This window comes from Psychrobacter sp. CX5, from assembly GCF_057621535.2.
In genome coordinates this window covers 755,979-782,876 of sequence record NZ_CM177735.1, presented here as the reverse complement: position 1 = coordinate 782,876, position 26,898 = coordinate 755,979, and the positions used below count along the sequence as shown (strand labels likewise).

General features: G+C 42.0%; 24 protein-coding genes and 1 pseudogene. 12 read left to right on the top strand and 13 right to left on the bottom strand.

What is annotated here, in order from left to right:
* The first annotated feature begins 37 nt into the window (after positions 1 to 37).
* A complete protein-coding gene (locus tag AC21OG_RS03000; RefSeq protein WP_487377212.1) occupies positions 38 to 1,138 on the top strand; it encodes an alkene reductase in 1,101 nt (366 codons plus the stop codon).
* A gap of 216 nt (positions 1,139 to 1,354) precedes the next feature.
* Here AC21OG_RS03000 and AC21OG_RS02995 read toward each other — a convergent pair whose 3' ends face one another.
* Entirely contained in the window at positions 1,355 to 2,092 is a 738-nt protein-coding gene (locus tag AC21OG_RS02995) for a pantothenate kinase (protein ID WP_487377213.1), read from the bottom strand.
* 341 nt (positions 2,093 to 2,433) lie between these two features.
* Here AC21OG_RS02995 and AC21OG_RS02990 point away from each other — a divergent pair, with 341 nt between their 5' ends.
* Positions 2,434 to 2,841: a tetratricopeptide repeat protein gene (locus AC21OG_RS02990; RefSeq protein WP_486546121.1), complete on the top strand. Its 408-nt coding sequence runs from the start codon at positions 2,434 to 2,436 to the stop codon at positions 2,839 to 2,841.
* 157 nt (positions 2,842 to 2,998) lie between these two features.
* Here the strand turns inward: AC21OG_RS02990 and rsfS are convergent, their stop codons facing one another.
* The 5 genes and pseudogenes from rsfS to AC21OG_RS02965 form a co-directional block, all read right to left on the bottom strand.
* Positions 2,999 to 3,403 (bottom strand): ribosome silencing factor, encoded by a 405-nt coding sequence (gene rsfS / locus AC21OG_RS02985; RefSeq protein ID WP_486546120.1) that lies wholly within the window; start codon positions 3,401 to 3,403, stop codon positions 2,999 to 3,001.
* A 336-nt stretch (positions 3,404 to 3,739) separates the two neighbouring features.
* Entirely contained in the window at positions 3,740 to 4,561 is an 822-nt protein-coding gene (locus AC21OG_RS02980) for a nicotinate-nicotinamide nucleotide adenylyltransferase (RefSeq protein WP_487377428.1), read from the bottom strand.
* A gap of 156 nt (positions 4,562 to 4,717) precedes the next feature.
* Positions 4,718 to 4,822: pseudogene (locus AC21OG_RS02975) on the bottom strand (hypothetical protein); the annotation flags it as partial.
* A gap of 462 nt (positions 4,823 to 5,284) precedes the next feature.
* Complete coding sequence (gene pta, locus AC21OG_RS02970) at positions 5,285 to 7,435, bottom strand: phosphate acetyltransferase (RefSeq protein WP_487377214.1); 2,151 nt, start codon at positions 7,433 to 7,435, stop codon at positions 5,285 to 5,287.
* Positions 7,436 to 7,542: 107 nt separating this feature from the next.
* Positions 7,543 to 8,745 carry an acetate/propionate family kinase gene (locus AC21OG_RS02965; protein ID WP_487377215.1) on the bottom strand — a complete coding sequence of 401 codons (1,203 nt, stop codon included), beginning with the start codon at positions 8,743 to 8,745 and terminating at the stop codon, positions 7,543 to 7,545.
* Between the two features lie 508 nt (positions 8,746 to 9,253).
* On the opposite strand from AC21OG_RS02965, the gene lptM reads away from it, so the two are divergent.
* The 4 genes from lptM (at position 9,254) to AC21OG_RS02945 (ending at position 13,640) form a co-directional block, all read left to right on the top strand.
* Complete coding sequence (gene lptM / locus AC21OG_RS02960; RefSeq protein ID WP_487377216.1) at positions 9,254 to 9,628, top strand: LPS translocon maturation chaperone LptM; 375 nt, start codon at positions 9,254 to 9,256, stop codon at positions 9,626 to 9,628.
* 204 nt (positions 9,629 to 9,832) lie between these two features.
* Entirely contained in the window at positions 9,833 to 11,173 is a 1,341-nt protein-coding gene (gene lysA, locus AC21OG_RS02955; RefSeq protein ID WP_487377218.1) for a diaminopimelate decarboxylase, read from the top strand.
* A gap of 416 nt (positions 11,174 to 11,589) precedes the next feature.
* Positions 11,590 to 12,474 carry a diaminopimelate epimerase gene (gene dapF, locus AC21OG_RS02950; protein WP_486546114.1) on the top strand — a complete coding sequence of 295 codons (885 nt, stop codon included), beginning with the start codon at positions 11,590 to 11,592 and terminating at the stop codon, positions 12,472 to 12,474.
* 80 nt (positions 12,475 to 12,554) lie between these two features.
* Entirely contained in the window at positions 12,555 to 13,640 is a 1,086-nt protein-coding gene (locus AC21OG_RS02945) for a tyrosine recombinase XerC (protein WP_487377220.1), read from the top strand.
* 405 nt (positions 13,641 to 14,045) lie between these two features.
* Here the strand turns inward: AC21OG_RS02945 and AC21OG_RS02940 are convergent, their stop codons facing one another.
* Positions 14,046 to 14,957: a nitrilase-related carbon-nitrogen hydrolase gene (locus AC21OG_RS02940; protein WP_487377222.1), complete on the bottom strand. Its 912-nt coding sequence runs from the start codon at positions 14,955 to 14,957 to the stop codon at positions 14,046 to 14,048.
* Positions 14,958 to 15,425: 468 nt separating this feature from the next.
* Between AC21OG_RS02940 and rpoN the strand changes: the two genes are divergently transcribed.
* Positions 15,426 to 17,255 (top strand): RNA polymerase factor sigma-54, encoded by a 1,830-nt coding sequence (gene rpoN / locus AC21OG_RS02935; RefSeq protein ID WP_487377429.1) that lies wholly within the window; start codon positions 15,426 to 15,428, stop codon positions 17,253 to 17,255.
* Between the two features lie 414 nt (positions 17,256 to 17,669).
* Positions 17,670 to 18,056: a ribosome hibernation-promoting factor, HPF/YfiA family gene (gene hpf, locus AC21OG_RS02930; protein ID WP_486546110.1), complete on the top strand. Its 387-nt coding sequence runs from the start codon at positions 17,670 to 17,672 to the stop codon at positions 18,054 to 18,056.
* Positions 18,057 to 18,342: 286 nt separating this feature from the next.
* Here the strand turns inward: hpf and thiS are convergent, their stop codons facing one another.
* The 4 genes from thiS to AC21OG_RS02910 form a co-directional block, all read right to left on the bottom strand.
* Positions 18,343 to 18,543: a sulfur carrier protein ThiS gene (gene thiS, locus AC21OG_RS02925; RefSeq protein ID WP_487377223.1), complete on the bottom strand. Its 201-nt coding sequence runs from the start codon at positions 18,541 to 18,543 to the stop codon at positions 18,343 to 18,345.
* 124 nt (positions 18,544 to 18,667) lie between these two features.
* A complete protein-coding gene (locus tag AC21OG_RS02920; RefSeq protein WP_487377225.1) occupies positions 18,668 to 19,033 on the bottom strand; it encodes a DUF423 domain-containing protein in 366 nt (121 codons plus the stop codon).
* A gap of 114 nt (positions 19,034 to 19,147) precedes the next feature.
* Positions 19,148 to 20,014, bottom strand: coding sequence for an RNA polymerase sigma factor RpoH (rpoH, locus tag AC21OG_RS02915; protein ID WP_486546329.1), 867 nt, complete (start codon positions 20,012 to 20,014; stop codon positions 19,148 to 19,150).
* 336 nt (positions 20,015 to 20,350) lie between these two features.
* Positions 20,351 to 20,728, bottom strand: a complete 378-nt coding sequence (locus tag AC21OG_RS02910) for a sulfurtransferase TusA family protein (RefSeq protein ID WP_487377226.1) — start codon at positions 20,726 to 20,728, stop codon at positions 20,351 to 20,353.
* A gap of 386 nt (positions 20,729 to 21,114) precedes the next feature.
* Between AC21OG_RS02910 and AC21OG_RS02905 the strand changes: the two genes are divergently transcribed.
* Complete coding sequence (locus tag AC21OG_RS02905; protein ID WP_487377228.1) at positions 21,115 to 22,788, top strand: M48 family metalloprotease; 1,674 nt, start codon at positions 21,115 to 21,117, stop codon at positions 22,786 to 22,788.
* Positions 22,789 to 22,850: 62 nt separating this feature from the next.
* Here AC21OG_RS02905 and AC21OG_RS02900 read toward each other — a convergent pair whose 3' ends face one another.
* Positions 22,851 to 23,300, bottom strand: a complete 450-nt coding sequence (locus tag AC21OG_RS02900; RefSeq protein ID WP_487377229.1) for a GatB/YqeY domain-containing protein — start codon at positions 23,298 to 23,300, stop codon at positions 22,851 to 22,853.
* A gap of 237 nt (positions 23,301 to 23,537) precedes the next feature.
* On the bottom strand, positions 23,538 to 23,753 hold the full coding sequence (rpsU, locus tag AC21OG_RS02895; protein ID WP_007394316.1) for a 30S ribosomal protein S21: 216 nt from the start codon (positions 23,751 to 23,753) through the stop codon (positions 23,538 to 23,540).
* A 484-nt stretch (positions 23,754 to 24,237) separates the two neighbouring features.
* Here rpsU and AC21OG_RS02890 point away from each other — a divergent pair, with 484 nt between their 5' ends.
* The 3 genes from AC21OG_RS02890 (at position 24,238) to tsaD (ending at position 26,688) form a co-directional block, all read left to right on the top strand.
* Positions 24,238 to 24,681, top strand: a complete 444-nt coding sequence (locus tag AC21OG_RS02890; protein ID WP_487377231.1) for a hypothetical protein — start codon at positions 24,238 to 24,240, stop codon at positions 24,679 to 24,681.
* Positions 24,682 to 24,780: 99 nt separating this feature from the next.
* Positions 24,781 to 25,368 (top strand): c-type cytochrome, encoded by a 588-nt coding sequence (locus AC21OG_RS02885; RefSeq protein WP_487377232.1) that lies wholly within the window; start codon positions 24,781 to 24,783, stop codon positions 25,366 to 25,368.
* 279 nt (positions 25,369 to 25,647) lie between these two features.
* Positions 25,648 to 26,688, top strand: a complete 1,041-nt coding sequence (gene tsaD / locus AC21OG_RS02880) for a tRNA (adenosine(37)-N6)-threonylcarbamoyltransferase complex transferase subunit TsaD (RefSeq protein ID WP_487377233.1) — start codon at positions 25,648 to 25,650, stop codon at positions 26,686 to 26,688.
* Positions 26,689 to 26,898: the final 210 nt, after the last annotated feature.

Below are 26,898 nucleotides of genomic sequence, written 5' to 3'. Positions count from 1 at the left end.
ATAAAAAACACACATTTAAATCTTAAAGGAAAGAAACATGGCTTATGCTCGTTTATTTGACCCTATAAAAGTCGGTAACCAAACCTTAAAAAATAGAATCTTTATGGCACCGCTGACACGCCTGCGTTCGATTGAGCCAAGTGATATGCCGACCATATTGGCCGCAGAATACTATGCCCAACGCTCTGGAGCAGGGTTGATTATTAGTGAGGCGACTCAAGTATCTTTACAGGCAAAAGGCTATGCAGGAGCGCCAGGACTACATAATCAAGATCAGGTGACAGCGTGGAAAGTCATTACTGATGCCGTGCATGCTAAGGGTGGTAAAATGGTGGTGCAGCTTTGGCATACTGGATTAGTATCGCATGAAAGTGTGCAGCCGGAGCATAAAGCGCCAATCTCAGCGTCCGATGTGCATGTCGGCGTTCGCACCTCTCTGCGCGATGACACTGGTAAGCCGATTCGTGTTGAAAGCACCCCGCCAAGACCCGCTAGTCTCGATGAAATTAAACAGGTAGTTGCAGACTTTGCGCAAGCGACTAAGTATGCTCAGCAAGCCGGCTTTGATGGGGTAGAAATACACGGCGCTCATGGTTACTTGCTACATCAATTTTGGGCGGAGCATACCAATAAGCGTGAGGATAACTATGGAGGCAGTCGTGACAATCGCGCGCGCCTGATGCTTGAGGTGATTGATGCCTGTGTCCAAGCGTGGGATAAAGATCATATTGGTATTCGTATCTCGCCGCTTGGTAGCTTTAATAATGTTGACGTCGGTTATAATGAAGAGGAAGCCATTTGGCTGGTTGAGCAGATTAATGAAAGAGGACTCATGTATTTGCATTTATCAGAGCCAGATTGGGCAGGGGGTCAACCTTATTCAACCGAATTTAGACAAAAGCTACGTCACGCTTTTGATAACACTATAGTGGCGGCAGGAGGTTACACAGCTGATAAAGCAGAATCGTTAATCGAGGCAGGTGTTATTGATGCGGTGGCGTTTGGTCGTGATTATATTGCCAATCCAGATCTGGCTGAGCGTATCCAAAAAGGCGCGCCTTTAAATGAACAGCGTCCTGAAAGTTTTTATGGTGGCAGTTCAGAGGGCTATACTGATTACCCTTATATGAAGGATTAAAGTCATATAAATGATGGAAGTCTATGATATCAATAAAGTCTCGCTAAGACTTCAGTAGTGAAAGTTTATAAGCCTATTAAGACATAAAGCATCTTTTTGAAAGCTGCTAATTAATCGATTGGTATTTTAGGAGGCGTTACTTTCAATAGACTGTTTAACAGCCCCTTTACAGATAAACTAAAACAGCCTTACTGATATGTCAGTAAGGCTGTTTTTTTATGGTTCAAACGTTTGTTGCTCAAAGTAGCGCATTAAACCATTTAATAATAAGTTTTCACGAATATGAATCGGATGAGTTAGGTGCTGTGCCAAAATACAGGCGTCGCCGCCTGTCAGGATAAATTCAAAGTTTGCATGGCGTCTAGTAATCTCGTTAATGGCGCCAACGATGGACAGCAATATACCACGGTGGACTGCATCAGAGGTGGTGGTACCCTGTTGAATGCTATTAAAGGCTCCGTCGCTAATACTAATTTGTTTGGTGCCAGAAAATAAGGCGTCGCGTTGCAAATATATACTGGGAAAAATATAGCCGCCCAGATGGTGAGCGTGGTCTGTCAGATCGATAGTAAGTGCGGTACCGCAGCCAATGATACACTGACGTTTTTTGCGATCGACAGCGCCCAATATTTGTAGCCAGCGGTCCACACCTAATTGCGCGGGATCATAATCGCTACTGAGTAGCTCATGACTGGCATCCACATGCACAAACTCAAAAGGGATATCTAAAGTAGCGAGGGTTTCTGAGACTTGGGCATTGACCGCTTCACCCAGTACAGATGAGACGCCGATAAAGTCTGGTGCCAGTCTTGCAAAGCGGTCTGTCAGCCCTATCAATAGCTCTGCTGGCGCTTGCAGGTGTTGTTTGGCAGCACTGGTAATAATTTGGCCAACGTCATCTGTTAGCCAGTACTTCAGTCGTGTATTGCCTAAGTCAAGCCATAGCTTTGCCATAGGTGTTCCTCAAAAGTTTTAAATCCAGCTTTAAACATTATCATATTTAAAGCAATAAGTAATAGGGGTTGTCTAGTATTGATGATGACTCTTGATAGCTAAAATTTGGCGTATTGTAAGCTTAAGATTATATCGTTTCAAGGAGGTTGCACGGTTAAAAAGTTATTTCAATGTCTATCAAAATTAATATGCACGTTCTAAGTTAATTTTGGGCTATCTTAACGTTTTCTTTTATTTGAATTTTATTTTTGATTACTATTTTTAAAACTTATTATTTAAGGTAAACTTAATGATATATAAGAAATAAATCTTATTTTTGATCCACTATTTTAAGGAAAGATATGCACACCGTTAATCTACCCCGTGGCTTTTGCCGTCATAACATCATGCTATTTAGCTTAATAATAGGGTTATCAATATTTTCAATCTCTACAGCTCATGCATTGGATTTCCAAACGACTGAGAAAATGGCAATGGCAGGAGATTCAGATGCTCAGTATAACTTGGCACTAATGTACGATACAGGGGAGGGTGTGGCTCAAGATTATAATAAGGCCCTCATGTGGTATATGAAAGCGGCGGATCAAGGTGACGGCGAGGCAAGCTATAATATCGCGACAATGTACTACAGTGGAGATGGCGTAGAACAGAGCTATCAGATTGCCAAAAACTGGTTTGAACTCTCCTGTGAGGCAAAAGATGAAGATGGCTGCGCCGCTTTAGCAGAGCTTGAAAGTCAAGGTTACTAAGAGTAAGTCCATTAAAAACAGGTCTTTAAAACTAGGTCTTTAAAAAAGCAACATACGAAAAAAGACGCTAACGGGCGTCTTTTTTATATTTAAAATTTTGTGGCTCGTTAGTGGCTCATAAAGGGGTTAATCTAAGGTCATTGAGCGCCTCAAATCATTAACGCTCACTGAGATCACGTGCCACTAATTTTTTAAGCTCTTCAGGTGAGGACCATAGACCTTCTAAGTCGTAAAATTCACGGGCCTGTTTGGTCATAATATGTACCACCACAGCCCCTAAATCAACCAAGGTCCAGTCGCTGTCTTTTTCACCTTCACGGCCAAGAGGCATAAAGCCCGCTTTTTTAGAAATAGCGCCTAACTCATCGGCAATGGCATTGACATGGCGCTTAGAAGTGCCCTCGGCAATCACCATATAATCCATTACATCAGTAAGATCTGAGACATTGAGCACGGTAATGTTTTTCGCTTTCATATCGCTTAGAGCTTCTTGCGACATTTCAAGACAATATTGCAGTCTTTCATCGGTCATTGGGGTTTTTTGATTCATGTCTATCGTCATAGTTATCCTATAAGGTTGTCTGTATTGTCTTCAATAACGTTGTTGCAACGTGTATTTTACTGTTTAAGGCGGTTTATTTTGAATTTAGTGTCTAAAACTTCTCGTTAAATAGTGGCTCAATATCTTAATTGGTAAGTCATCATGTCCTGTTGGAGCAGTGCAATTACTAAATGAGTCAACTCTAGCTTAAGCTTACTGACTAACTTTAAATGTTAAAAAAAGTCTTAAAGGCGTATATGTTTTAAAAAAGAAGGCTCAAAACTATTGTTTTAAAAAGCTAACAAAGTTAAATGATAGGTTGGTGATGTTGTCATGATTATTTAGGGGTTTAGTTATTTATGGGTTTTGGTATAAATTATTTTTCATGATATACGAATATACAGGGTGTGGCAAAGCTGTTTTTGCAATATTAAAGTTACCCTGTGCAATAGCCTGACGGATATCACTGCTTGATAACGCAGGAACAGGCTGTGAATCTATATAAATAAGTCCTTTGCAATGACTTTTCAAGTCCGCTATTGAGCCTGTCACCTGAGCTTTTAATCTATCCGGTAAAAGAGCCATAATATCCGCTTTTGTCTGAAGATTATGGCGAGGAATCACCCATAAATGTGCAAACTGAGTGAGTTTATCGCCCTCTCTCCATTTCGGTAAGCTGTCAATATTATCCGCGCCTACTATAAATATTATGCTATCCGTCGGATTCTCTTCTCGCAGTGCCGTTAGGGTATCAATGGTATAGGTTGGCGGTGTTTGCCAGATCTCATATTCACTAACAGCAAAAGGTGAAGGCGAGGGTTGTGGTGATACAGAGGGAGATATAGAAGGTGAAGAAGATGCAGTTGAAGTTGAAGGTGATGCAATAGAGGTAAAAGATAAAGAGGGTATCGATGCAGGTGAGTGACTAATAGAACTCAAATGGGTAGAACTCAAATGGGAGCTTAAACTAGAACTACTAATAGAAGACTGACAGTCTGAAAATACGCCACTCTCCGCCTGTAATACTTCTGTGGCTAGCTTTAACATATGGAGACGATGGGATGGGTCGCTGCTATTTTGCTTTAAGGGCGAGCGTGACGTTGGTAGGAAATAAGCATAAACGTGTGCATCAACGGCAACCTGAAATGATGAATGACACGTATTCTGCAATAAGGGCATAAGAGGAGCCCGATAATCATAAATAGAAGGATAAATAGACGAATAAATAGAAGGATTAAGAAAATTATAATGACAATAAGAAAGATAAGAATTCAGTTGCCAAGTGGGCGGACACGTTATCAGGCTTCGATACACATGCTTAAGTAGAGCCAAGTGGCCGTTATGGACAGGATCAAAAGAACCTCCTAGATAAAGGTTAATAGCTAGGGGCGATTGATTTAAATCTGGGTGAGAGGTCGAAGCTGTTTGATCTAGCGACATAGAGGTTTCTTATTAATAAGCCTATTTTTTTACAATTAGGATTAATTCCAATAACGGTTAAACCCGAGCTTTTAATATTTAGCCTAAGTTTTAACCTAATAGTTTCTCGTATTGTCTCATTATATTCTAAAAACTTCCTAACGTTAGCTTATGACTATTGCGCTAAAGCAACCCGATAAGATGTAATGGACAAAATTCAGGCTGACACACCCCTTAAAGCTATATACTATATGTATTTGCAGGGTTTGAAAGCCATGAATCAAAACACTGCCATTTTTATGGTGAAAAACGCGGCGAATAAAAAATAGCCAACAGTATCCCTGTTGGCTACCACCGATAGAAAAGGCATACTGCTTGCGGCGGTGTCCTTGAGGCATTAATCGCTAGTGAATGAGCTAAGCACCAAACCGCTTTTTAACCTAATTGGCTCTCATAAAGCCCAACCAAACCCAGTCAAACCTATTAGACATCAGGGCTACTGGCTTGGATGGCCGTTAAGGCAATAGTATATACAATATCATCCACCAATGCGCCGCGAGACAAGTCATTCACTGGTTTGTTTAACCCTTGTAGCATAGGCCCAACACTGACAACATTGGCACTGCGCTGAACCGCTTTATATGTGGTATTGCCGGTATTTAAATCGGGGAAAATAAAGACGTTTGCTTGACCTGCAACAGGAGAGTTAGGGGCTTTTTGTTTACCGACACTGAGTACAGAAGCGGCGTCATATTGTAAAGGGCCGTCGATAACAAGATCTGGGGCACGCTCACGGACAATGTCAGTCGCTTTTTTCACTTTTTCAACGTCTGCACCAGAGCCCGATACCCCAGTTGAATAACTGATCATTGCCACTTTAGGATCAATACCGAAAGCTTTTGCGGAAGCGGCTGATTGAATGGCAATTTCAGCCAGTTGTTCAGCATCTGGATCGGGGTTAATCGCGCAGTCCCCATACACTACGACTTGTTCGGGCAGTAGCATAAAGAATACTGAGGAGACTAGTGAATATTGTGGGGCAGTTTTGATCAACTGGAAAGCGGGGCGTACCGTATTGGCAGTGGTATGGATAGCCCCTGATACCAAGCCGTCCACTTCATCTAAATGAAGCATGGTCGTTCCCAATACCACATTGTCCTGTAACTGTGCGGCGGCTTGATCTGGCGATGCCTTGCCTTTACGACGCTCAACAAATGCGTCTATATATTTGGTAAGCTTGATCTTGGCCGGATCGATAATTTCGATAGTGTCCGGCAGCTTGACGCCCCTATTTTCAGCCACTTGTTTAATCTGTTCTGGATTACCCAGTAGCACGCATTGAGCGATACCACGACTTTGACAAATCGAGGCTGCTTCAATAGTACGGGGCTCTTCACCTTCTGGTAAGACCACACGCATAAGATTACTTTGAGCTTTTTTGACGATCTGATGGCGGAACGCAGAAGGGGACAGTCGAGGCTCATAGTCGCGCTCGAAGTAAGTTTTTAACCAGTCTAAGTCGAGGTGAGCGGCGACAAAGCGGGTGACAGTTTCAGCCCGTTCGATGTCGTCTTTTGGAATCTCATTAGTGATATTTGAGAGTTTCTCAACAGTCTCAAAGCTATTCGTTGGCACACTCATAATTGGCAAGCCAGTTTTTAATGCTGGCTGGCATAGCTTAATGACGGTGTCATTCGGTACGATGCCGCCTGTAAGAATGATACCCGCCATCGGGATTTCATTGATGGCTGCCAGTGCAGTGGCTAGTAACAAATCATCACGATCGCCCGGCGTAACGATTAAAGTACCTCGCTTAAATATTTCTCCGACTCGAGAGATAGTACGGGCCACCAGACTGGTTGAAAGGACACGGCGTTGTTTGGCCTCGCCTTCACTCAGCCAAGAGGCATTTAACTCTTGTGCAATATCCCAAGTACGAGGAACGGATAAGCTATTACTGAAAGGAACCACGCCAATAAGGTGGAAGGCTTCGGTGGCAAAGCTCGGCGAGTGTGATTGCATGGCTTTGATAAAGGCTTCATCGGGATCAAGCGTAGCTTCACCAGGCGCCACAGGCTGATTGTCGAAGGTATTGGGTACATTTCTAGCCCGCATAAGGATACTGCCTAACGTCCGCTCTCCCGTTAAGCCACCAAATATACGGGCATGGACATCGAGCTTATCTGCTAGCTGTTTGGGGTTTTCAATATCGGCCATACTCACAAAAATAACTTTGGCATCCAAAGCAGTAGCAAGTGCGTAGTTCACTTGTGAGGCGTAGTTGACCTCTTCTGTTGGTACCAGTCCCTCACAGATGACGACACTATAGTTGTCACCTTCAAGTTGATGGTAGTTTGAGACGACCTCTTCCATTAGGTCATCAACATTGCCTGCATTCATCATGCGCTCAACGCGCTCACGAGGAATAGAGTCAGGTGGGTTGAGACCAAAGGCTTGGCGTGCAAGCTCACTTGAGCTATCTAGCGTATGCTGTGAGTCATGCGAGTCATCTTGTAAAAACGGCTTAATAAATCCCGCTTTTAAACCGATATAATCTAACGCTTTGATGAGCCCCAGTCCAGCAGAGGTTAGGCCAATACCACGGGCGGTAGGGACCAGTAAAATAGTTTGCATCTTATTATCCTTAGTCGTTCAGTAATCGTTATTTAATTTTTATGACACCCAATTAAAAAGCAATTAAAAAGCAATTTTATGGTTATATTGACTAACCAGCTAAAGGTTTACAGGCCTAATACTTGTCTCGTTTCTTGCGCAATTTGGTACTCTTCATCGGTCGGGATAACCCATAGCTCATATTGACTAGACTCGCTATGGAAGGTGCCTTCGCCGCCGCCATAGAGTGCTGTATTTTTATTTTGATCTATTGCTAAGTTGAAATGACGCATAACATCAAGAATGCCGGTACGAATGGTCGCCGAATTTTCACCAATCCCTCCAGAGAAAACAATGCCAGTCAATGTGGGCAGAGCACAGGACAAAGACGCCAAGTACTTACCAGCGCGGTAGCAGAACATCTCAACGGCCAATTTAGCATCTTGCTGATCAGGATGGCTGTCGTCATTGGCAATAGCTTCAACGGTACGCATATCGTTAGACACCCCAGATACTCCAAGAAGGCCACTTTCTTTATTTAAAATGGCATCAATTTGTTCTAAGGTCAGACCTAAAGTACGCTTTAAGTGAATATGTAAGCTTGGATCGACATCGCCACATCGGGTGCCCATCATCAGGCCTTCAAGTGGCGTTAATCCCATACTGGTGTCTAAGCTTTTACCTTCATAAACCGCGGTCGCGGAGCTGCCATTGCCTAAATGTGCGATAAGCCACCCATGAGGCCCTTCTTGATCTGTTAATTGGCTGGCACGTTCTGATAAATAAGCATGAGAGGTTCCGTGGAAGCCATAACGGCGAATGAAGTCTTTTTCATACATCTCTTTTGGAATGGCATAGCGGAACGCTTTTGGTGGCATAGTTTGGTGAAATGCAGTATCAAATACCACCACTTGCGGTAGGTCAGGGTGAATCGATTGTACTGCCTCGATACCGACAGCATTGGCAGGATTATGAAGTGGAGCCAGTGATTTTAAACGTTTTACTTCTTCTATGACATGCGGGGTGACTTGTACGGCAGCGCTAAATTCTCGACCCCCATGTACCACACGATGCCCCACTGCAATAGGAGACTGATCGCCAAGCAAGTCCATAATGCGTACCAAAGCTGCTTTATGATTAGCGCCCGGAATGCTCACCTCACTCTTTTCACCGTCTAGGTCCTTATGAACAATGCGGGCATTATCTAATCCTAAGTTTTCTGCAAGGCCAGTGATGCGATGCTGATTATCGTCACTAATTAAGGCATATTTAATGGATGAAGAACCACAGTTAATGACTAGGGTAGGTTTAGAGATAATGGTATTGTTCATCTTGCATCCTTACTGTATCTATAAAAAATGAAATAGATTTAGAGAAGATTAAATTTGATAAGATTGAATAGATTGAGTGTAAGCCGTGTTCGAATAAGTAGCTTTTAAATTACAATATTCAACTAGCCTGTTTAAGCAGCAATGTTTAAGCAGCAATGTTTAAGTAGCAATGTTTAAGCAGCAATGTTTAAGTAGCTCTGTTTAAGTAGCAATGTACAAGGTCAATGGTTAAAAGCTGTTGGTGAAAAGCTAAGAATATCATAGAGCGGTGAATGCACCATGACAAGCTTACCTTTTAAATACACCTTATCTATCAAATCTTTTCAAGTATATCTTAGATTAATGACGAAAACAGCGGATAAGTGCTTAAATTTAATAGCAACTTCAACGCAATTGTGTTTAAAAAATGAAAAGCTTTTAGGCAATTATTCATAAGTTTGCTACTATAGCCAGTCAGTTGTGTTTATATTGAACTGGTAGTGTCTTGTTAGTCAAAGGAAGTCTATCCATGCCAAATGTACCCCCTCAAACCCCTCTTAAGCGTTTGCTTAACGATAATCTGTTAAAGCAAAAGAATATATTGAAGCCAAAGCGAGCTAAAGCTGAGGGCAGTTCAATGGGCAATAGTTCAGTGGAGAAGAAACACCTTAGTCTTTTAACTTTTTCGGGTCTTTTTTCGGTTCTGGGTATGGGGCTTTGTTCATTATTATTGACAGGTTTGCTAACGGCTTGTGGCCAAAGTGGCGCTTTATACTTACCAGAAGAGGCACCTAGCAACACCGATTTTATTTTATATAAGAAAAATAAAGCCCAAGATGAAAATCGCTCTTACACCTCTGAAGATGTGGAAAAGGCAGCGGCAGAAGACCCAGAAGATTATTAATCAAATAACTCAAAAGACTATTAATTAAACAAACCAAAAGACTAGTAATGAAATAACTAGTACGAACTACTAGCATAAATGACTAATACGAATAGCTAACCTGTATTAATTTGATATATAAATAGCACTTAAGGCGTCTTTTATACAGCCCCTAAAAAACACATGCCCTAATATTTGCTAACTTTACTTGGATACCCCATTATTATGAGTCATACCTCTCACGCGTCAACAGTCGTACAAAATTTAGAATCTGGATTACGTATCAACCCTCAGTCATTTGTTAATAAATTACCTGGTCTACGTTATGATCAGGATACCTTGTTAACTGAAGATGTGAGTGTCGATACGTTGGTTAAGCAGTATGGTACGCCTTTGTATGTCTACTCTAAGCAGGCCATTTTAGAGGCTTATCACGCCTATACTGATAGTTTTGCCAATATAGCACATCAGATATGCTATGCCGTAAAGGCCAATTCAAATTTAGCGGTATTGCAAGTATTGGCGAATGCTGGCGCCGGGTTTGATTTGGTATCCGTTGGGGAGTTGGCTCGGGTATTGGCAGTGGGGGCAGACCCAAGCAAGATTGTGTTTTCAGGTGTGGGTAAAACCGTATCAGAGCTTAAAACAGCCCTTCAAGCGAATATTGGGTGCTTTAATGTGGAGTCGCTAAGTGAATTAGAGACTCTAAATACAGTGGCAGCAGAGCTTGGGGTTCAAGCGCCAATTTCAATTCGGGTAAACCCGAATGTAGACGCCAAAACGCATCCTTATATTTCAACAGGCCTCAAAGACAATAAATTTGGTATCAGTCATGATATCGCTGTTGACGCTTATAAGCTTGCTAAGAGTTTAGGAAATCTGAATATCATCGGTATTGACTGTCATATTGGCTCTCAGCTTACCGAAATAGATCCTTTTGTGGCAGCGCTAGATAAGGTGAGTGAGCTGATTAATACCCTTAAAAGTGAGGGCATTGAGCTTGAGCATATCGACTTAGGGGGCGGTTTAGGGGTGCTATATATTGATGAGCAGGTCGCCGAAGTCAGTGAATTTGCCGCAGCCTTACTGCCTAAGCTGAAACAGTTAGGTCTCAAAGTATATTTAGAGCCTGGACGTAGCATTGTGGCAAATGCGGGTGTACTACTGACATCAGTAGAAGTGCTAAAGCCTACGGCGGAAAAGAACTTTGCTATCGTCGATGCCGCAATGAATGACCTGATTCGTCCCGCGTTGTATCAGGCAGATATGGCTGTTATTCCCGCCAGCATATTAGATTCGACAAAAGAAGAGCGCAGCTGGGATATTGTTGGCGCCGTATGTGAAACTGGAGACTTCTTAGCCAAGAGACGTCTACTGTCATTGGCAGTAGGTGATATCTTAGCCATCACTGGCGCAGGTGCTTATGGCTTTGTGATGAGTAGTAACTACAATACGCGTCCTCGTCCTGCAGAAGTCATGGTCTCTGGTGATAAACATCAAGTGGTACGTCAACGTGAAACTGTGGCGCAATTGTTCGAAACAGAATCTATATTTCAGGCAGAATAGCGGTTTAATAAAGCCCAATAGCTTTGAAAGGTGTGATTAATAAAATAAAAAGTAGTGATTTAAAGCGTTGCTATTGATTAACCGATATGAAGCCTGCATTTAATCTGCAGGCTTTTTTAATGACATTTGAAAAGTACTGGCGTATAAACGGCGTTGCAAATTGGCATATTAACCTTTTTCTATAAAACAACCTATATTTCTTAAACTCGGTCAGAACTTAAACTCGGTCAGGCTAATAAACCTATTGTTTGTAACGTCTGCTTTGTTATGTTTAACTGGCCTTCCTCGATAGGTTAATTTATAGATTTGGACTAAAATATACGCAGTATTATTGTTAGTAAACCGTTGTTAAGCATTATCATTGTCATATTCTGCATGGTAAGATAGAGCATAAATAAAATCTAAGGAATAGAATAATGCTAATTGAATTTACAAAAATGCATGGTCTAGGCAATGATTTTATGGTCATTGACCTCGTCACTCAGCGCTTAGAGCTGACACCAGAGCTTATTTCACTACTTGCAGATCGTAATCTAGGGATTGGTTTTGACCAACTTTTAGTGGTTGAGCCGCCCATGCGCCCTGATGTTGATTTTCGTTACCGTATATTTAACTCAGATGGGAGCGAAGTGGAGCAGTGTGGCAATGGGGCACGCTGTTTTGCGCGATTTGTGCAAGCTCGTAAGCTGTCGTTCAAGCAGCGTATTCGAGTAGAAACGAAGTCTGGTATTTTAACCCTATCAACCGACGATTATGGCTGGGTAGAAGTCGATATGGGCAAGCCTCGCTTTGAGCCTGCTGAGATACCTTTTACGCCAAAAGCCATTACTAAAATCCAAAATGCCTATCATTTGGATGTCGATGGCACCCCGGTTCAATTGTATGTGGCGAATATGGGCAACCCCCATGCTGTTATTAAGGTCGATGACATATTAACCGCAGAGGTGGAAAAACTGGGTAAAGCCATTGAGTCACACCCTGCGTTTCCAGAACGGGTTAATGTGGGCTTTGTGCAAGTGATGAATCAGCGTCATATTCGTCTGCGTGTCTATGAGCGTGGGGTCGGAGAAACACAAGCCTGTGGTACCGGTGCTTGTGCCGCTGTGGCAACAGGTATTCGTGAAGGCTGGCTTGATGAAGGTGAGGAAATACGTGCACAGCTTTATGGTGGCAGCTTGTTGATTCGTTGGTCACCGGGTTATTCTGTGATGATGACAGGTCCCACTGCCTTTGTGTATGAAGGGGTGTTTAGTCCAGATGGTATTATGGCTCAAGCGGGCATTAAACCATCTGCTTCGTAAACCCTTGTTATAAAAAATAAAATAACAGTATATCAATCAGCCTTAAACCAACTCGTTATCCTATATTAAGATAAAGACCAATGAAAAAAAGGTCAGCAGCATCAAACTCAATACAACCAAGTTTGACACAATATCCGTCTAATAAACGGAAGCAGTCAACATTTGCGAGTGAGGATAGTCTACAACGTTCTGATAATGAGCAAGATGCGCAACTGTCCGCTGAGCTTGAGGCATTATTGTTGTCTGTTGAGCAGTGGCTTGAGGAGCTGAACGTTCGCCAGTTCTCAGCGCATACGATTGATGCCTATTATGCCGGTGTATATCAGCTTGCCTCTTTTTTAGAAGCCGGCAAGCTGAACTGGACACGTTGTGACAAAAGGCAACTGGCTAAGTTTATTGGTAAACGATTAGATAGGGACGCGTTATCCATAGCCAGTGTGCAACAAGAGTTGTCAGCCATCCGCCACTTTTATAGTTGGATGATTGATCATGGTCATGCTCGTATTAATCCGACAACGGGTTACCAGCTAAAGCGGGCGCCACGACCACTGCCAAGTATTGCAGACGGTGATTTGATTGCGCAGTTGCTTGAACAGCCTATGCCCGATACACCGGAACAAGCGAGATTGTGGATTCGCGATAAAGCTATGTTTGAGTTGTTATATAGTTGTGGCTTACGGGTGGGTGAGTTGGTCGGGTTGAATGTCGCTGATTTGCGTATAGATGATCAGGGTGAGCGTGGTGAAGTACGGGTCACAGGTAAAGGCAATAAAACTCGAATAGTGCCTGTAGGGCGTCAAGCGTTAAAGGCGATTAACACCTATTTACCGCATCGATACTTGTGGGAGGAGCAAGGGGATACCGCCTTATTTATTAGTGAAAAATTAGGGACTCGATTGACTACTCGTGCTGTGCAACAGCGGTTGAAAATCGCAGCGACACGAGCGGGTATTGCCCAAAACATGTATCCGCATTTGCTACGACATTGTTTTGCCTCTCATATGTTATCAGGCAGTGGCGATCTGCGTGCAGTGCAAGAGATGTTAGGCCATAGTGATATCAGTACTACCCAGATTTATACCCATGTAGACTTTGCTAAACTGACTCAGGTCTATGATAAAGCCCATCCTAGAGCCTCTCATCCGTCGTCTAATTCTACAAAATAATAGTCTCTCTTCTTTTATTTTCTATTTTCTTTCTCTTTTCTTTCTTTTAATCTGTTTACCCTATTTTGTTTAAGTCAATTCTATACACTAGCTCTTAACGTTGGCTCTCTAAGTTAACGGACTGTTGTAAACTCATTTCAAAAAAAATGATAGCAAATCTAGAAATTAATCTGTCGAGGAAGGCGAGTGTAAACGGTACAAATAGTAAGTTTAACGAGCCTGACAAAGATAGGTTAGTTTATAGATTAGGTATTAATACCTCTTTCACAACTTATTAAAACCCATTGTAGGCTGGCGCTTTTAGCCCAGCAAATCAAAGCCTTTAATCTAAAATGCTGGGCTAAAGCCGCAGCCTACGTTAAGAGTTGAGAATGGGGTATTAATGCCTTTTCAACATTGGTATCACTAGGGTAGTCTATGACAATGATGGATGGGCATATTTTGACGCCAGCTGTGTTGAGCTTGTTGGTCAAATGGAGCAGTAATGAGAGTATAGCCTTCTGTTATGTTGGTGTTGGTTTCACCCGTCTCTATCACCAGTTCGCCATTGGCATTGGCAATGGCACTGTGTCCCCAAGTTTCCCGTTGAGAGTTGGCCGTCTGATGGGTACCCCCTTGCGCCGAACCCACGACCAAACACTGAGAATCTAAAGCACGGGCCTGTAATAGCATTTGCCAGTGTGCTTTGCCCGTTTGATAGGTAAAGGCTGAGGGAGCGGTTAGTATATCCGCACCGCCAGTGCGAAGCTGTTGTGCCAAAGCAGGAAAACGCAAATCAAAACAAACCATCATGCCCACAGCCAGGACTCCCTTATGGGTTTGACACTTGACGGAGGATTCGGACTCGGCGTGTTGTAACAGGTTGGCCATATCGCACTGGGCCACAACTGTGGTATCCCCCGGCTCAAATGTTCTCCCTTCATCATAGCTTCCAGTACTATCTGATACCTCAGCTTTAAACAAATGAATTTTGTCATAGCGAGCAATGCGCTTACCATCAGGCGCGAAAAGTTGACTCACTTGCCTTAAACGTTGATTAGGAACAAGGCGACCATCCGGTCTATAAGGGCAGGGTAGAGTACCTGCGACAATGAACATCTGATGCTCGAATGCCAGATCAGCATACCATTTTGAGATCTCATCAAAACGCTCTGCTAGCTGATGCTGACTACCCATACGGCACGCATTCTCAGGAAGCACCAGTAAATGTACCTGTTGCTGCTTTGCCTGTTGTATCGCCCTCTCAATCGTAGCTAAATTAGCATCGATGTCGAATTGACTGCTGAGTTGCACACATCCAATAGTAGGTAAGGTCATTATTAATTCGTTAGTCTCAGTAAGTTAGATTCATTAAGTTATATGCTAAAAAGTGACATAATAAATCGAAAAAGTTTGCAATGATTAATTTTCATTAAGACTTTCTAAAGCCTATGAACTTGTTTCTTTAATCTGTATTATAAATTAGAATTGTTTTTAACGACTTTATGTTATCACGATTTTAGCTTATCACGCCTAAGTCGATGAATCTAATGGTTTGTTATTGAAGGATGCTTTGTTGAATTGTTTTAGCGATTGAAGTCAGCAGGGTTAGTCCAGAGGATATAAGTTCATTGTTTGCTGAACTAAGATGATGTCAACATTTATCAACAGGCAAGTACTTTAAACCAATAATTCAAACGACCCGTATGTTAACTAACTCATATTCTAACCAACCCATAATTTAACAACTAAATTATCACTATATAACCAAGCAATTGGGTAATTGGGAAACACACATACCTTATGATGAGTAATTCGTTTAATTTAGGATTTAATCTTACTACAGCACAAAAGCTAACCCCGCAGATGCAGCAGGCTATTAAGCTATTGCAGTTATCAAGCCTCGAGCTTGAGCAGGAGGTGCAGATGAAGCTTGATAGCAATCCTTTGCTTGAGCGAATAGAAGATGATGACATCAATGCAGAAGATTTTAATAGCATTGAAGAGATGACTCGATTAGAGCTGAGCGCTGAGGATGCGGCATATGAAGTTTACCAAGACAGTTCAGATGACTTTGATACAGGTGACTTTCATATAGACGACTATGACGTCAATGATTTTGGCATAGAGGACGATTCCACCCATAGCCATGATGGTGATGATGTGATTGATACAGGCTTTATGAATGACAACAACGATGACCTAACTTATGATGATAGAGATATAGAAGGTAGCCTTTCAGAGTCTATTGATTATGAGAACTATGGGTCTAAAAGTGGCGTCAGTGCTGAAGAACGTACGCCCTCTAGTTCTGAAAATGATGGAGCCGTACACAGTGAAGATATCGGTTTAGAGTCTACGCTTGGCGATAGCCTTAGTGATACTTTAGGTGAGTTGTCAATTGATACGGATTGGGACGATATCTACACTCACAGTCCCACGGGAATGGCGAGGCCAGATACGGAAGGAATGAGCGACTATCAAGGAGCGACTTCTACTAGTCTTCAAGATCATATTCGTTGGCAACTTAACTTCAGTCATCTATCTGAGACTGAGGTATTAATTGCGGATTATCTGATAGATGCAATGGACGACTATGGGTTTATCCAGATCGATGTGGCTGAGCTGAAAGACAACTTCGATGAGATGGCAAGCTTCTATCAGTGGGAGGAAAAAATCGAGTGTGAGCAGATCTCTACAGTGATCACCCTTATTCAATCCTGTGATCCTCTAGGTGTCGGGGCGCGGGATCTGGCGGAAAGTTTACAAATCCAGCTTAGAAGCTTGGATGAAAAGGTCGCTTACCGAGACAAAGCAATACGATTACTGGATGAACACCCGCTACTGGTAAGCAATAATATAAAAGAGCTCATTAAAAGAACCGGCATCAAAAAGGATGAGATAAGTGGTTGTATTGACTTAATCAGAACACTAAACGCCGCCCCAGGGCTGGCCTTCTCAAAGGCACAACCTGAGTATGGCTCAAGCCCTGAGGTCTATGATATCCCAGATGTGATTGTTCAATTAAAGTCCAATCAAGCTGATGGTAAGGCTGTTTGGAAAGTTGAGCTAAACCCAGAAACATTGCCTAAGCTTAGAATCAATAATGAATACGCCAGTCTTGTTAAGCGCGGCGATGACAGTCCGGACAATGTTTATTTAAGAGATAACTTAATTGATGCGCGTTTATTCATTCGTAGTATTGAAGAGCGCAATCAAAATCTTCTGAAGGTTGCAACGTGTATCGTTAAGCTACAACAAGACTTTTTATTAGAAGGTCCCACTGCAATGAAGCCCTTAATTTTAAAAGATGTGGCTGAGGCTGTGGATTTACATGAATCAACGGTTTCCAGATTAACCACCAATAAGAGCATTCTAACCCCACAGGGCCTATTCTCACTTAAACATTTCTTTTCATCGCATGTCTCAAGTGATCAAGGTGATATCTCTTCTACCGCTATTAGCGCCATGATAGAGGCGCTCATTCGTGATGAAGATCCGCAAAAGCCATTGTCAGACAGTGCTTTAAAGCAGCATTTGGAAGATCAGGGGATTGATATAGCAAGGCGTACAGTCGCTAAGTATCGAGAGGCTATGAATATTGGATCATCTACCCAGCGTAAGCAAAAGTTTTAATAATTCAATAGAACACAAGAAAGAAAGGTAATTCTAAAAATAAAAAAATTTCAGATTATAAAGGATATAGATTAAAAAGTAGGTTTTTTTTACATTATATTACAATTAACATCCTTGTATAAAATTAAATTTCATGTCAAATTAAGGGTGTCCCAACAAAAGTTTTATCAAAAACATTGTTGTGGATATCAAGGTTTTAATAAGGATATTAAAACCACAACTTAACCGATATATCAGTTTTTTATTCATGTAATGTTGTTTAAAAACAATGAGATATCAAATGACATAGACAGAAGTAAGTGTCATTAACATATGCACTATATGTAGTGTTATAAATAACAGTGACTTGTCATTTTATACCACGTTATTCTGAGCTTATTTCAAGGCTCAAACCATAAAAAGGATGTAAGAATTATGAACATTTCAATCAGCGGCCATCACATCACAATTACCGATGCTATGAGAGACATGGTAATGGATAAGCTTTCTAAAGTAGAGCGCCATTTTGACCAAATTCAAAGTATCAAAGTAATTTTATCTCTGGATAACCATCGAACTGATGCCAGTCATAGTGGTAAAAACAACCATAAAGCAGAAGCAATTATGCGAGTGGCTGGTCAAGAAATGTTCGTACAGTGCTATGATGATGACATGTATAAAGCCATCCATGAAATGGCAGATAAACTAGATCGCCAAGTGCGTAAATATAAAACTCGTATTGAGCGTAAGACTCGTTCCTCAAAACGTAGAGAGCCTATCGCTGAAACGACTCCAGTTATTGATGAGTCATACGCTTATTAATCAGTCGCTATAACTTGAGCTATATATTTTAACTATATATCTTAATACTGAGTGATTTCTAATTAATACCAAATCTAAATTTTCTCCAAAGGTAAGCCCCTATTTTAACTCATTAAAATAGGGGCTTTTTTAATTTTAGGAATTATACTTTAAGTCAAAATTTGAGTTAAGTCGCGAATGTAAATAACTAATTTAAGAGGCTGGGTTACGTGATTAAGTTAAATGGCTCATTTAAGTAGCAAAGTTGAGCAAATAGTTAAGCAAACAGCTTCGCAATAGAAGATCCTTAACCGCCACCGACCGCTTGTACTACTTCAATGACCATGCCTTGTTTAAGTTCAGTGAGATCTAATTCTGATTTGGGTACTAGCTCTCCATTAATCTCAACCGCATATCGGCCTTGTGTCAGCTGCAGCTCATCAAGCATGGGCTTGACGGTGTTATAATCGGTATCCATGCTTTGTCCATTTATCGTCACGCTAACCATACTTTTATCCTGTTTTTTTATCCTAATCATTTTTAATCTTAGTTATATTTGTGAACATGCAAAAATTTTCATTAATATAAAATTAAACTTGTGCGATTAGTGCAATGATGACCAGCGAAAAGGGCTAAATGTTTGCCCGTTTAAACGCCGTATATGCCAGCCACAACCACCCAATAATCATCAATGTACCTCCGATCGGTGTGATAGCACCGAACCATCTAGGTGTACCTAATGTCATTGCAAACAAACTACCGCAAAATATAAGGATACCAAGCTGTAATAACCATGCCGTGGTACTGGTGGTATAGCCAAGTTTAATAAGTATAGCGACCGCAAGTAAACCTAGTGCATGGTAAAAGAAATATTGAGTCCCAGTATGCCACCATGCCATTTGTTCGGGCGATGTGAGAGACTTAAGACCATGCGCACCAAAAGCGCCTAAGGCAACGGCAAGGGCTAGGTTTAATGCGGCAGCAGTTATCCAGTTCATAAATAGTCTATCCAAAGCGACATAAATATACTGACAGAAAAAGAGTAGATTAAAGGGCAGTCTTATAATAAGCGATAAGATGAATCGTCGAACCACTCTTTAAACAGTCAAAAATTACAGCGAATCTTCATTTGGCATGATGACACTATCAATGGTCATGGCTTCACGAATCTTATCCATCGCATTTTTTTCAATCTGACGCACGCGCTCCGCTGAGATATTATAGACAGCTGCCAATTCATGTAATGTTGATTTTTGCTCAGATAACCAACGCTGTTCAACGATATCTCTTGAGCGATCGTCTAAAGTATCCATGGCATCCATTAGTGCATTGGTATTGTTCTCCTCCCAGTCTGCATCTTCTACCACTTCAGCAGGGTCAATACCGTCTTCTAAAAACAATTGTGGTGCGTAATGCCCGTCATCATCGTCACTTGACTGTGCTTCAAAGGAGGCATCGTAAGACGTCAGACGTGACTCCATTTCTAGCACTTGCTTGCGGGTGACATTTAAGTCAGCCGCAATGGCATCCGCTTCTTCTAACGTCAGCTGATTATTAGTTTTCTTCAGGCTACGTAAGTTAAAGAACAGCTTACGGTGCGCTTTGGTGGTCGCTACTTTGACAATACGCCAATTACGAATGACAAACTCATGAATCTCCGCTTTAATCCAATGCACCGCAAAGGATACCAGACGTACCCCTTTATTCGGATCAAAGCGCTTAACGGCTTTCATAAGCCCCAAGTTACCTTCTTGAATTAAGTCAGCTTGAGGCAAACCATAGCCTGAATAACTGCGCGCAATATGAATCACAAAGCGTAGATGTGACATGACCAAGATACGAGCGGCTTCCACATCACCCTCATCATAATAACGATGCGCCAGTTCCTTCTCTTGCTCGGGGGTCAAGATAGGTATTTGATGCACTGAGTTCATGTAAGCGCCAAGATTGACACCGGGTGCCGATAGGTTGATCGGCATCGCAGGCACCAAGTCGCGAGTATTGGTTGTTGGATAGTTGCTTACCCAATCCTCTGCAACTGGATCTGCCACTGGCAATCCATCTACGAGCAAATCCTCATCCACATCGTCGAGTGTCTCATCATCCAATGTGTCATCGTCCAACGTCTCATCGAGAGGCAGTTCTTCCACTTCTATATCCATATCGATAGGCTCAACTTCGGCAACCTTCACAGAGGATGTCTTTTTTGAGGAATCTTTTTTTGTCGTTTTCGCTTTGTCAGTTTTAGGAGTAGCCATATTTTGACCTTAAAAAGTAATATCTTTAATGAGATCTATTGTAAAGGATACTACCAACTAGTTACCATTTGTTTTGGTAATCATGACGTGAAAGATTGTATCGAGTTTTTCTAAACTATCGGTAGATCCGGCACCACTTTGAGTGCTCATCACCATTTTAAGTCCAGATTGCTGACAAAATGCGGCCAAATCAACTTGAGAGTTGGGGTCAGTAGCTAGTACATAAACACTATCTTCCTCCTGCATAGAGCGTAGTGCTACTTTAGTTTTTAGTAACGGCATAGGGCAGGCAAGCCCTCGACCATCCACCAATGCCGTTATTTTTGTAGCGTTTGCGTGTTGCTCAAGAGTACGCTTATCGGCTGTGTCTAAATAGTCAATATATTGCTGGAGTAGGGTATGTTGATTAGTATCAGGTAAGTCAATAGATATCATAAATTCAGCTTATATTATTAAATTTAAATTAGGAGCATTAAAAAGGGTGCGACAAATTATATTACGTTGCTAGTAACGGCTAAAATATCTGCTTTAGATTAAAAAAATTACAACTCAGAGACGATGGTACAAGGTTAATTGGTTAAGATGTAAGATACGATATTTGAAAGCTATTTAAAATGCTGATACCGTTAAAATCAAGCCTTCTTAAGGTCAACAGTTTTTTAAGTCATACAAACGTCAAGGAATAGATATTGAGATGGTTTACTATAATCACCACATTAAACCAAATGAGTGGTAAGTCAATGCTTTATATAAGGCATCAATATATAAGGAATCATCGTTTGTTCTCAATGCCGATTTTACGTTTGGGAGTAGCCGTACTCTTGTCAAATATATTATTAACGAATATGGCCGTTGCTGCCAATGAATCACCGAGTGTAGTCAATTCTAACTCGAGTCGTTCTGGCTATCAAAGCTTTGATATGCCGCCGCAGTATGTGTTTAATTCAACTTATGAGAAGCCTAGCTTTACGCTGCCAGAATTAGGAAGCGGGGGCACTCGATTTATTGAGGCCAACCAGCACAAAGCGCTAGGTGAGTGGTCATTACAGCAGTTAGCTAGAAATGCGCCGATGCTAAATGACCCTTGGGTACAAGAACAACTCGAAATCATGGCGTGGCAGATTAACGCCCAGGCACGCAATCAAGCGCCTTTAGCCTTGCTGGTCATCAACAATCCTACTATTAATGCTTTTGCGATTCCCGGTGGCGTAATGGGCATCCATACCGGTACGGTTATTGAATCTAATAGTATGGATGAGCTTGCCAGCGTGGTCGCCCATGAGGTTGCTCACTTAAGTCAGCGTCACTATGAGCATCGAGATGAGACGAATCGAAAAGTACTACTCATGCAAATTGGTGGTCTATTAGCAGCTATCGCTGCCTCCGCTGCTGATCCGGATGCCGCTACTGCCGTGATGATGGGTAGTCAGACAGCCGCTTTAAACAGTCAAATGGCATTTAGTCGTAGTAATGAGCGAGAGGCCGACCGTATTGGCATGCAACTGATGGAAAAAGCGGGCTATGACCCGAGAGCTATGCCAAGATTTTTTGGTACTTTAAATCAAAAAACGCAACTTAACACTACGCAAAATGCTTATTTGCCCAGTTTTATTATGACGCACCCCTTAAGCTCTGAGCGTCTTAGTGAAGCGCAAAGTCGTGCGAATAGCTATGCTGAAGTAGGACTTACTGAGCAGCGCAGTCCGTTAACGTTTGACTTGTTAAAATGGCGCGTCAATGTGCTGACAAATCGGGTTACTGAAGGTGAGTTGTTAGCGGCCTCGCAAACAAATAGGGGGGCTGCCATTGCATTGGCTTATTGGTATGGTACTCAGGGCCGTTATAAAGAGGCATCTGATCTTTTTAATCAATTAAAAAATAGAGAAACTTCACAACTTAGAGCGTATTCTACTGCTGACTATAACGATCAAGTGACCCTTGATATACTATTGGCGATTACCGAAGCACAAGTCGCCGGTATGCAAGGCAAGTGGCAACAAGCCGAACAGCTGTTATTACCGTATAGCACTTTATACCCAGAGCGTAGAGATATAAAGCTATTATTGACTGAGGCATGGTTACAGTTAGGCAAGTATAACGAGGTAATCACCGCGCTCAAACCTATCGTAACTAGTAAACCTTATGATTTAGAATCTTTATCTCGTATGCAGCGGGCTTATGAGCTTATGGCACGTCAAAGCGTGATGCCAACGAATAGTGCTAATCAAAATATCGCCAACCAAAATAACATCGCTCAGTCTAATCAGTCCTTAGCAAACATCTCTGCGGTCAATGCCTTACGCTATCGAGCTAAGGGTGAGTTATGGCGGGGTCGATATAATGATGCCTTAGTCTCGTTGCAACAAGCTAAAACGCTTATTGAGACTCAGCAGCCTAATAGTGCTAACACTAACACTTATAATTTAGCCCCTTTACTTGCCAATATAAATAGTGATATAGCAGACGTAAAAATAGCTAGAGACTTCAGTCCCTAGCATTCGTAGTAGATATGCAGTTAAGTTGCCATCAAGTGCTATCACTAATGTGGTAAATGCAACTACCCCATTAATGCTTTTTTGACCAACTGCGACATCACCGCAGGGTCTGCGCGTCCAGCAGTCTTAGATTTTAACGCACCCATTACTTTTCCCATATCTTGCATTGAACTGGCACCTTGTGCGGCTATCTCAGTGTTAATCAATTCAGCCAGTTCAGATTCACTCATTTGCTGCGGCATAAAGTCATTAATAATGTCGATTTCGAACTGTTCTTTTTGAACCAAGTCTTCACGACCATTTTCTTGAAAGATAGATAAAGACTCTTGGCGCTGTTTAAGCTGTTTTTGCAATATTTCTAAAACGCCGGAATCATCAAGTTCTACTTTGCGATCAATTTCAATCTGTTTAATAACTGATTGAATATTACGTAAAACCTTAACCTTTTCAAGCTCTCGTGCTTTCATTGACGTTTTGACTTGTTCGGTAATGGTATCTTTTAGTGCGCTCATGATAAGTTCCTATTATTATATGGTCGTATTATAGTGTATGCATTTAAAATTAACGTTAATAAAATTCTAGCATAAAAAAACCACCTATATTATGTCATCATCAGCAATAAGCTAGGAAGAGGACAAAGTAGGTGGTTTTCTTATGAATACTTATAAGCTAGCACTTAACCTTTTACAAGATTTAGCCTTTTAAAAGATAGCTATTTAAGGCTTGATCAAATGCTAGATAAATACCAATTAGTACATACGCGTGGTGCGAATAGACTCACGTTGTAATTTTTTCTTATAACGTTTTACGGCTGCTGCCTTTTTACGCTTACGCTCTTGCGTTGGCTTTTCGTAGAATTCGCGCTTACGGACATCAGATAAAACACCCGCTTTTTCGCAGGCACGCTTGAAGCGACGGATAGCGATATCAACAGGTTCGTTCTCTTTAACCTTAACTGAAGGCATGCAGACTCCTTAATGTAGTAGTGGAAATGAGAGACAAGAAACATTAGCAAGGCTGTATGATTGGTATTAGCCACAGTGTCTCAAAGTGATGTGGCATCAGCTCTTGCTAGGATTAAGTTACAATATTCTATTGGAAATATTAGAATAAGAGCGAGAATATAGCAAAAATGAAGTTAGTAGTCAAGTATTTATCTTGTCGCTGTTGAGTGATAATAGCGAATATTGATGATTCGCCTTACTACTCATGAGATAGTGTTATGGGAAATTAATAGAAAAATATAGGGTTAGATGATGCATACGAAATAAACGCTATAATAGGTGACTAAAATGGCAATAAAGGGTGTTGTCATTAAGAAGTGACGGGTATAAAGTACTGTAATAAAGTCATTCGTTACAATATCTAGTTTAATACCCTTTATAAGACTTAATAAACCTTTAAAAATCATTCATCCTTTAAAATCATCAACCCTTGTCGGAGCGAACAATGTTATTCACTAATCAAAACTATAGTCAAAAATCTACCAACGGTCATCTGTTAAAAGTAGCTGCTGTGATGCTAGGTACCGCAGTAACCTTGACAGCCTGCGGCGGACATGAAGAAGAGGTGAAAGCGGTTGATAAAGTAGAAGAGGCCGCTGAGCTTGCTAGAGCAAACGCGCCTGAGCCTGAGCCCCTTGTCATTGATGAAACAGCCGCTAGCGAAGCGACTGCAGCCACGACAACTGAAGGTGAAGCTACTGATGGAATGGCAACTGATGCAGCAGCGACTACTGGTGAAGCCACCGCTGCTGAAGGAGCCACCCCTGCTGAAGGAGCCATGACGACTGAAGGAGCTGAGCCAACTGAAGGTGCCGCATCTGCTGACATGGCAGGAGCTCCAGCATCTACAGAGACACCTGCAAGTGATACGCCAGCCGCGACGCAGTAAGGTCAAACTATAAGGTTAAGTAAACAGTTACTTTATGTGCTATCAGTGCTAGAGGGTATAGATGTGTTGAATGAAATTAGTCCTTTTTAGGAGCAAATTATGTTATTCACTAACCAGCAAACTCATCAAAAACCTACCAACCGTTATATACTAAAAGTAGTCTCTATGATGCTTGGCGCTGCTATTACTTTAACAGCTACTTTGACAGCCTGTGGCGGACAGGAAGATGTCAATGATGCTAAAAAAGCAGCAGAATCCGCCGTCACCAATACGCCAGAGCCTGCCGTGGTAGAAGACACCGCAACTGCTGCGACTGAACCTGCTGCGATTGAACCTGCTACTACTGATGTAGATAGTACTGAGGCTACTGAAGCGACTGAGAGTGCCTCTGCTGATGATGATGTTACTGAACAAGTAGCGGCATCCACTAGTGATGCACCATTGGCCGCTGATGCGGGCAAAGCACTCTATGAAAGTAAGTGCAAGGTATGTCATGAACAGGGACTATTAGAGTCTCCTAAATTTGGCGATGCTGCGGCATGGGCACCTCGTATTGCACAAGGTAAAGACGTGTTATATAAGCACTCAGCAGAAGGCTTTAAAGCCATGCCAGCCCAAGCTACTGGCGATGTCTCGGTGGAACAAGTTCATGCTGCTGTCGATTATATGGTTGAGCAAGCCAGTTAATCGAACCGAACCGTACTTGGCTTTAGCATTTCTTGGCTTTAGCACTGACATTATCGTACTTAGTTGAACTAGTGAAGCCAGTAACAGATACACCCCTTGATAATCTGATAAACTACCGCCATGGTGTATACACTCTGGCGGTTTTTTAATTCGCTGATTAGGCGTGTGATAGATAACACAATTTAGGTCTACATGCCATAATCGTAAATGCCTTAATAGCGTTTTATACGAACCCCACTCAAAAAACATGACTCAATTATTCATAAAAGTAGGTGCGCGTTGAAAGTATTAGGTTTAGAGACATCTTGTGATGAAACAGGGTTGGCCATCTTTGACAGTGAACGAATCGATCAAGGTGACAATGGCTTGCTTGGACAGGTGTTATATTCGCAAATCGAACTGCATGCCACATATGGCGGCGTAGTACCGGAACTTGCCAGCCGAGACCATATTCGAAAGTTGGTGCCACTGTTAGACGAGTTACTGACCCAATGCGACATGACAAAAGATGACATAGATGCTGTCGCCTTTACCAAAGGTCCTGGGTTAATCGGGGCCTTGATGACAGGGGCATTATTTGGTCGTAGTTTGGCATATGGTTTAGGCATTCCCGCCATTGGTGTGCATCATATGGAGGGACATTTGTTGTCACCTCTATTAGGGCCAAATCCACCCCAATTTCCTTTTGTATCACTATTGGTTTCAGGGGGTCACACCTTACTGGTTGCCGCCCATGCAATTGGTGAGTATGAGATATTGGGTGAAAGTATCGATGATGCCGCTGGTGAGTGCTTTGATAAAGCGGCTAAAATGTTAGGACTGCCGTACCCCGGTGGTCCCAATGTGGCTCGTTTGGCGGAGCAGGGAAACCCTAATGCTTATGATTTGCCCCGACCTATGTTGCATAAAGGATTGGACTTTTCGTTTAGTGGTATGAAGACGGCAGCCCATAATTTAATTAAAGACACGGCTGGATCAGATTCTGATGATAGCATTCGAGCCGATATTGCCGCGAGCTTTCAGCATGCGGTTGTCGATACGTTGGTCAAAAAATGTGTCAAAGCTTTAAAGCAAACAGGGATGTCGCAATTGGTTATTGCTGGTGGTGTGAGTGCCAATATTCATCTACGTGAAAGCTTAGAGACAGAGTTGGCGAAAATAAAGGCGACGGTTCACTACGCCCCATTAGCCTTATGTACAGATAATGGTGCGATGATTGCTTATGCAGGATATCAGCGACTACAAGCGGGTCAGTCCGATGATCTGTCCGTAAGCTGTGTGCCAAGATGGAATATTAGCGAGCTTCCTGCATTGACATAGTCGGGAGCCTAGACTGAGACTAGGCGCTCAGGATTGTAAACGATGCCCTAGTTGCTAGCAGTAGTCGTAAGCTGTTGTTGGTTTATTATAGTCAGCGAACTATAAACGGTTACGGCGTTAACCTCGTTAAGCCTACTCCAGTAGCACTTGCACTCGGTTGCCTTGTAACCATTTTAGACTTCTTTGACTATATTTAGTTTGTCATTTTTA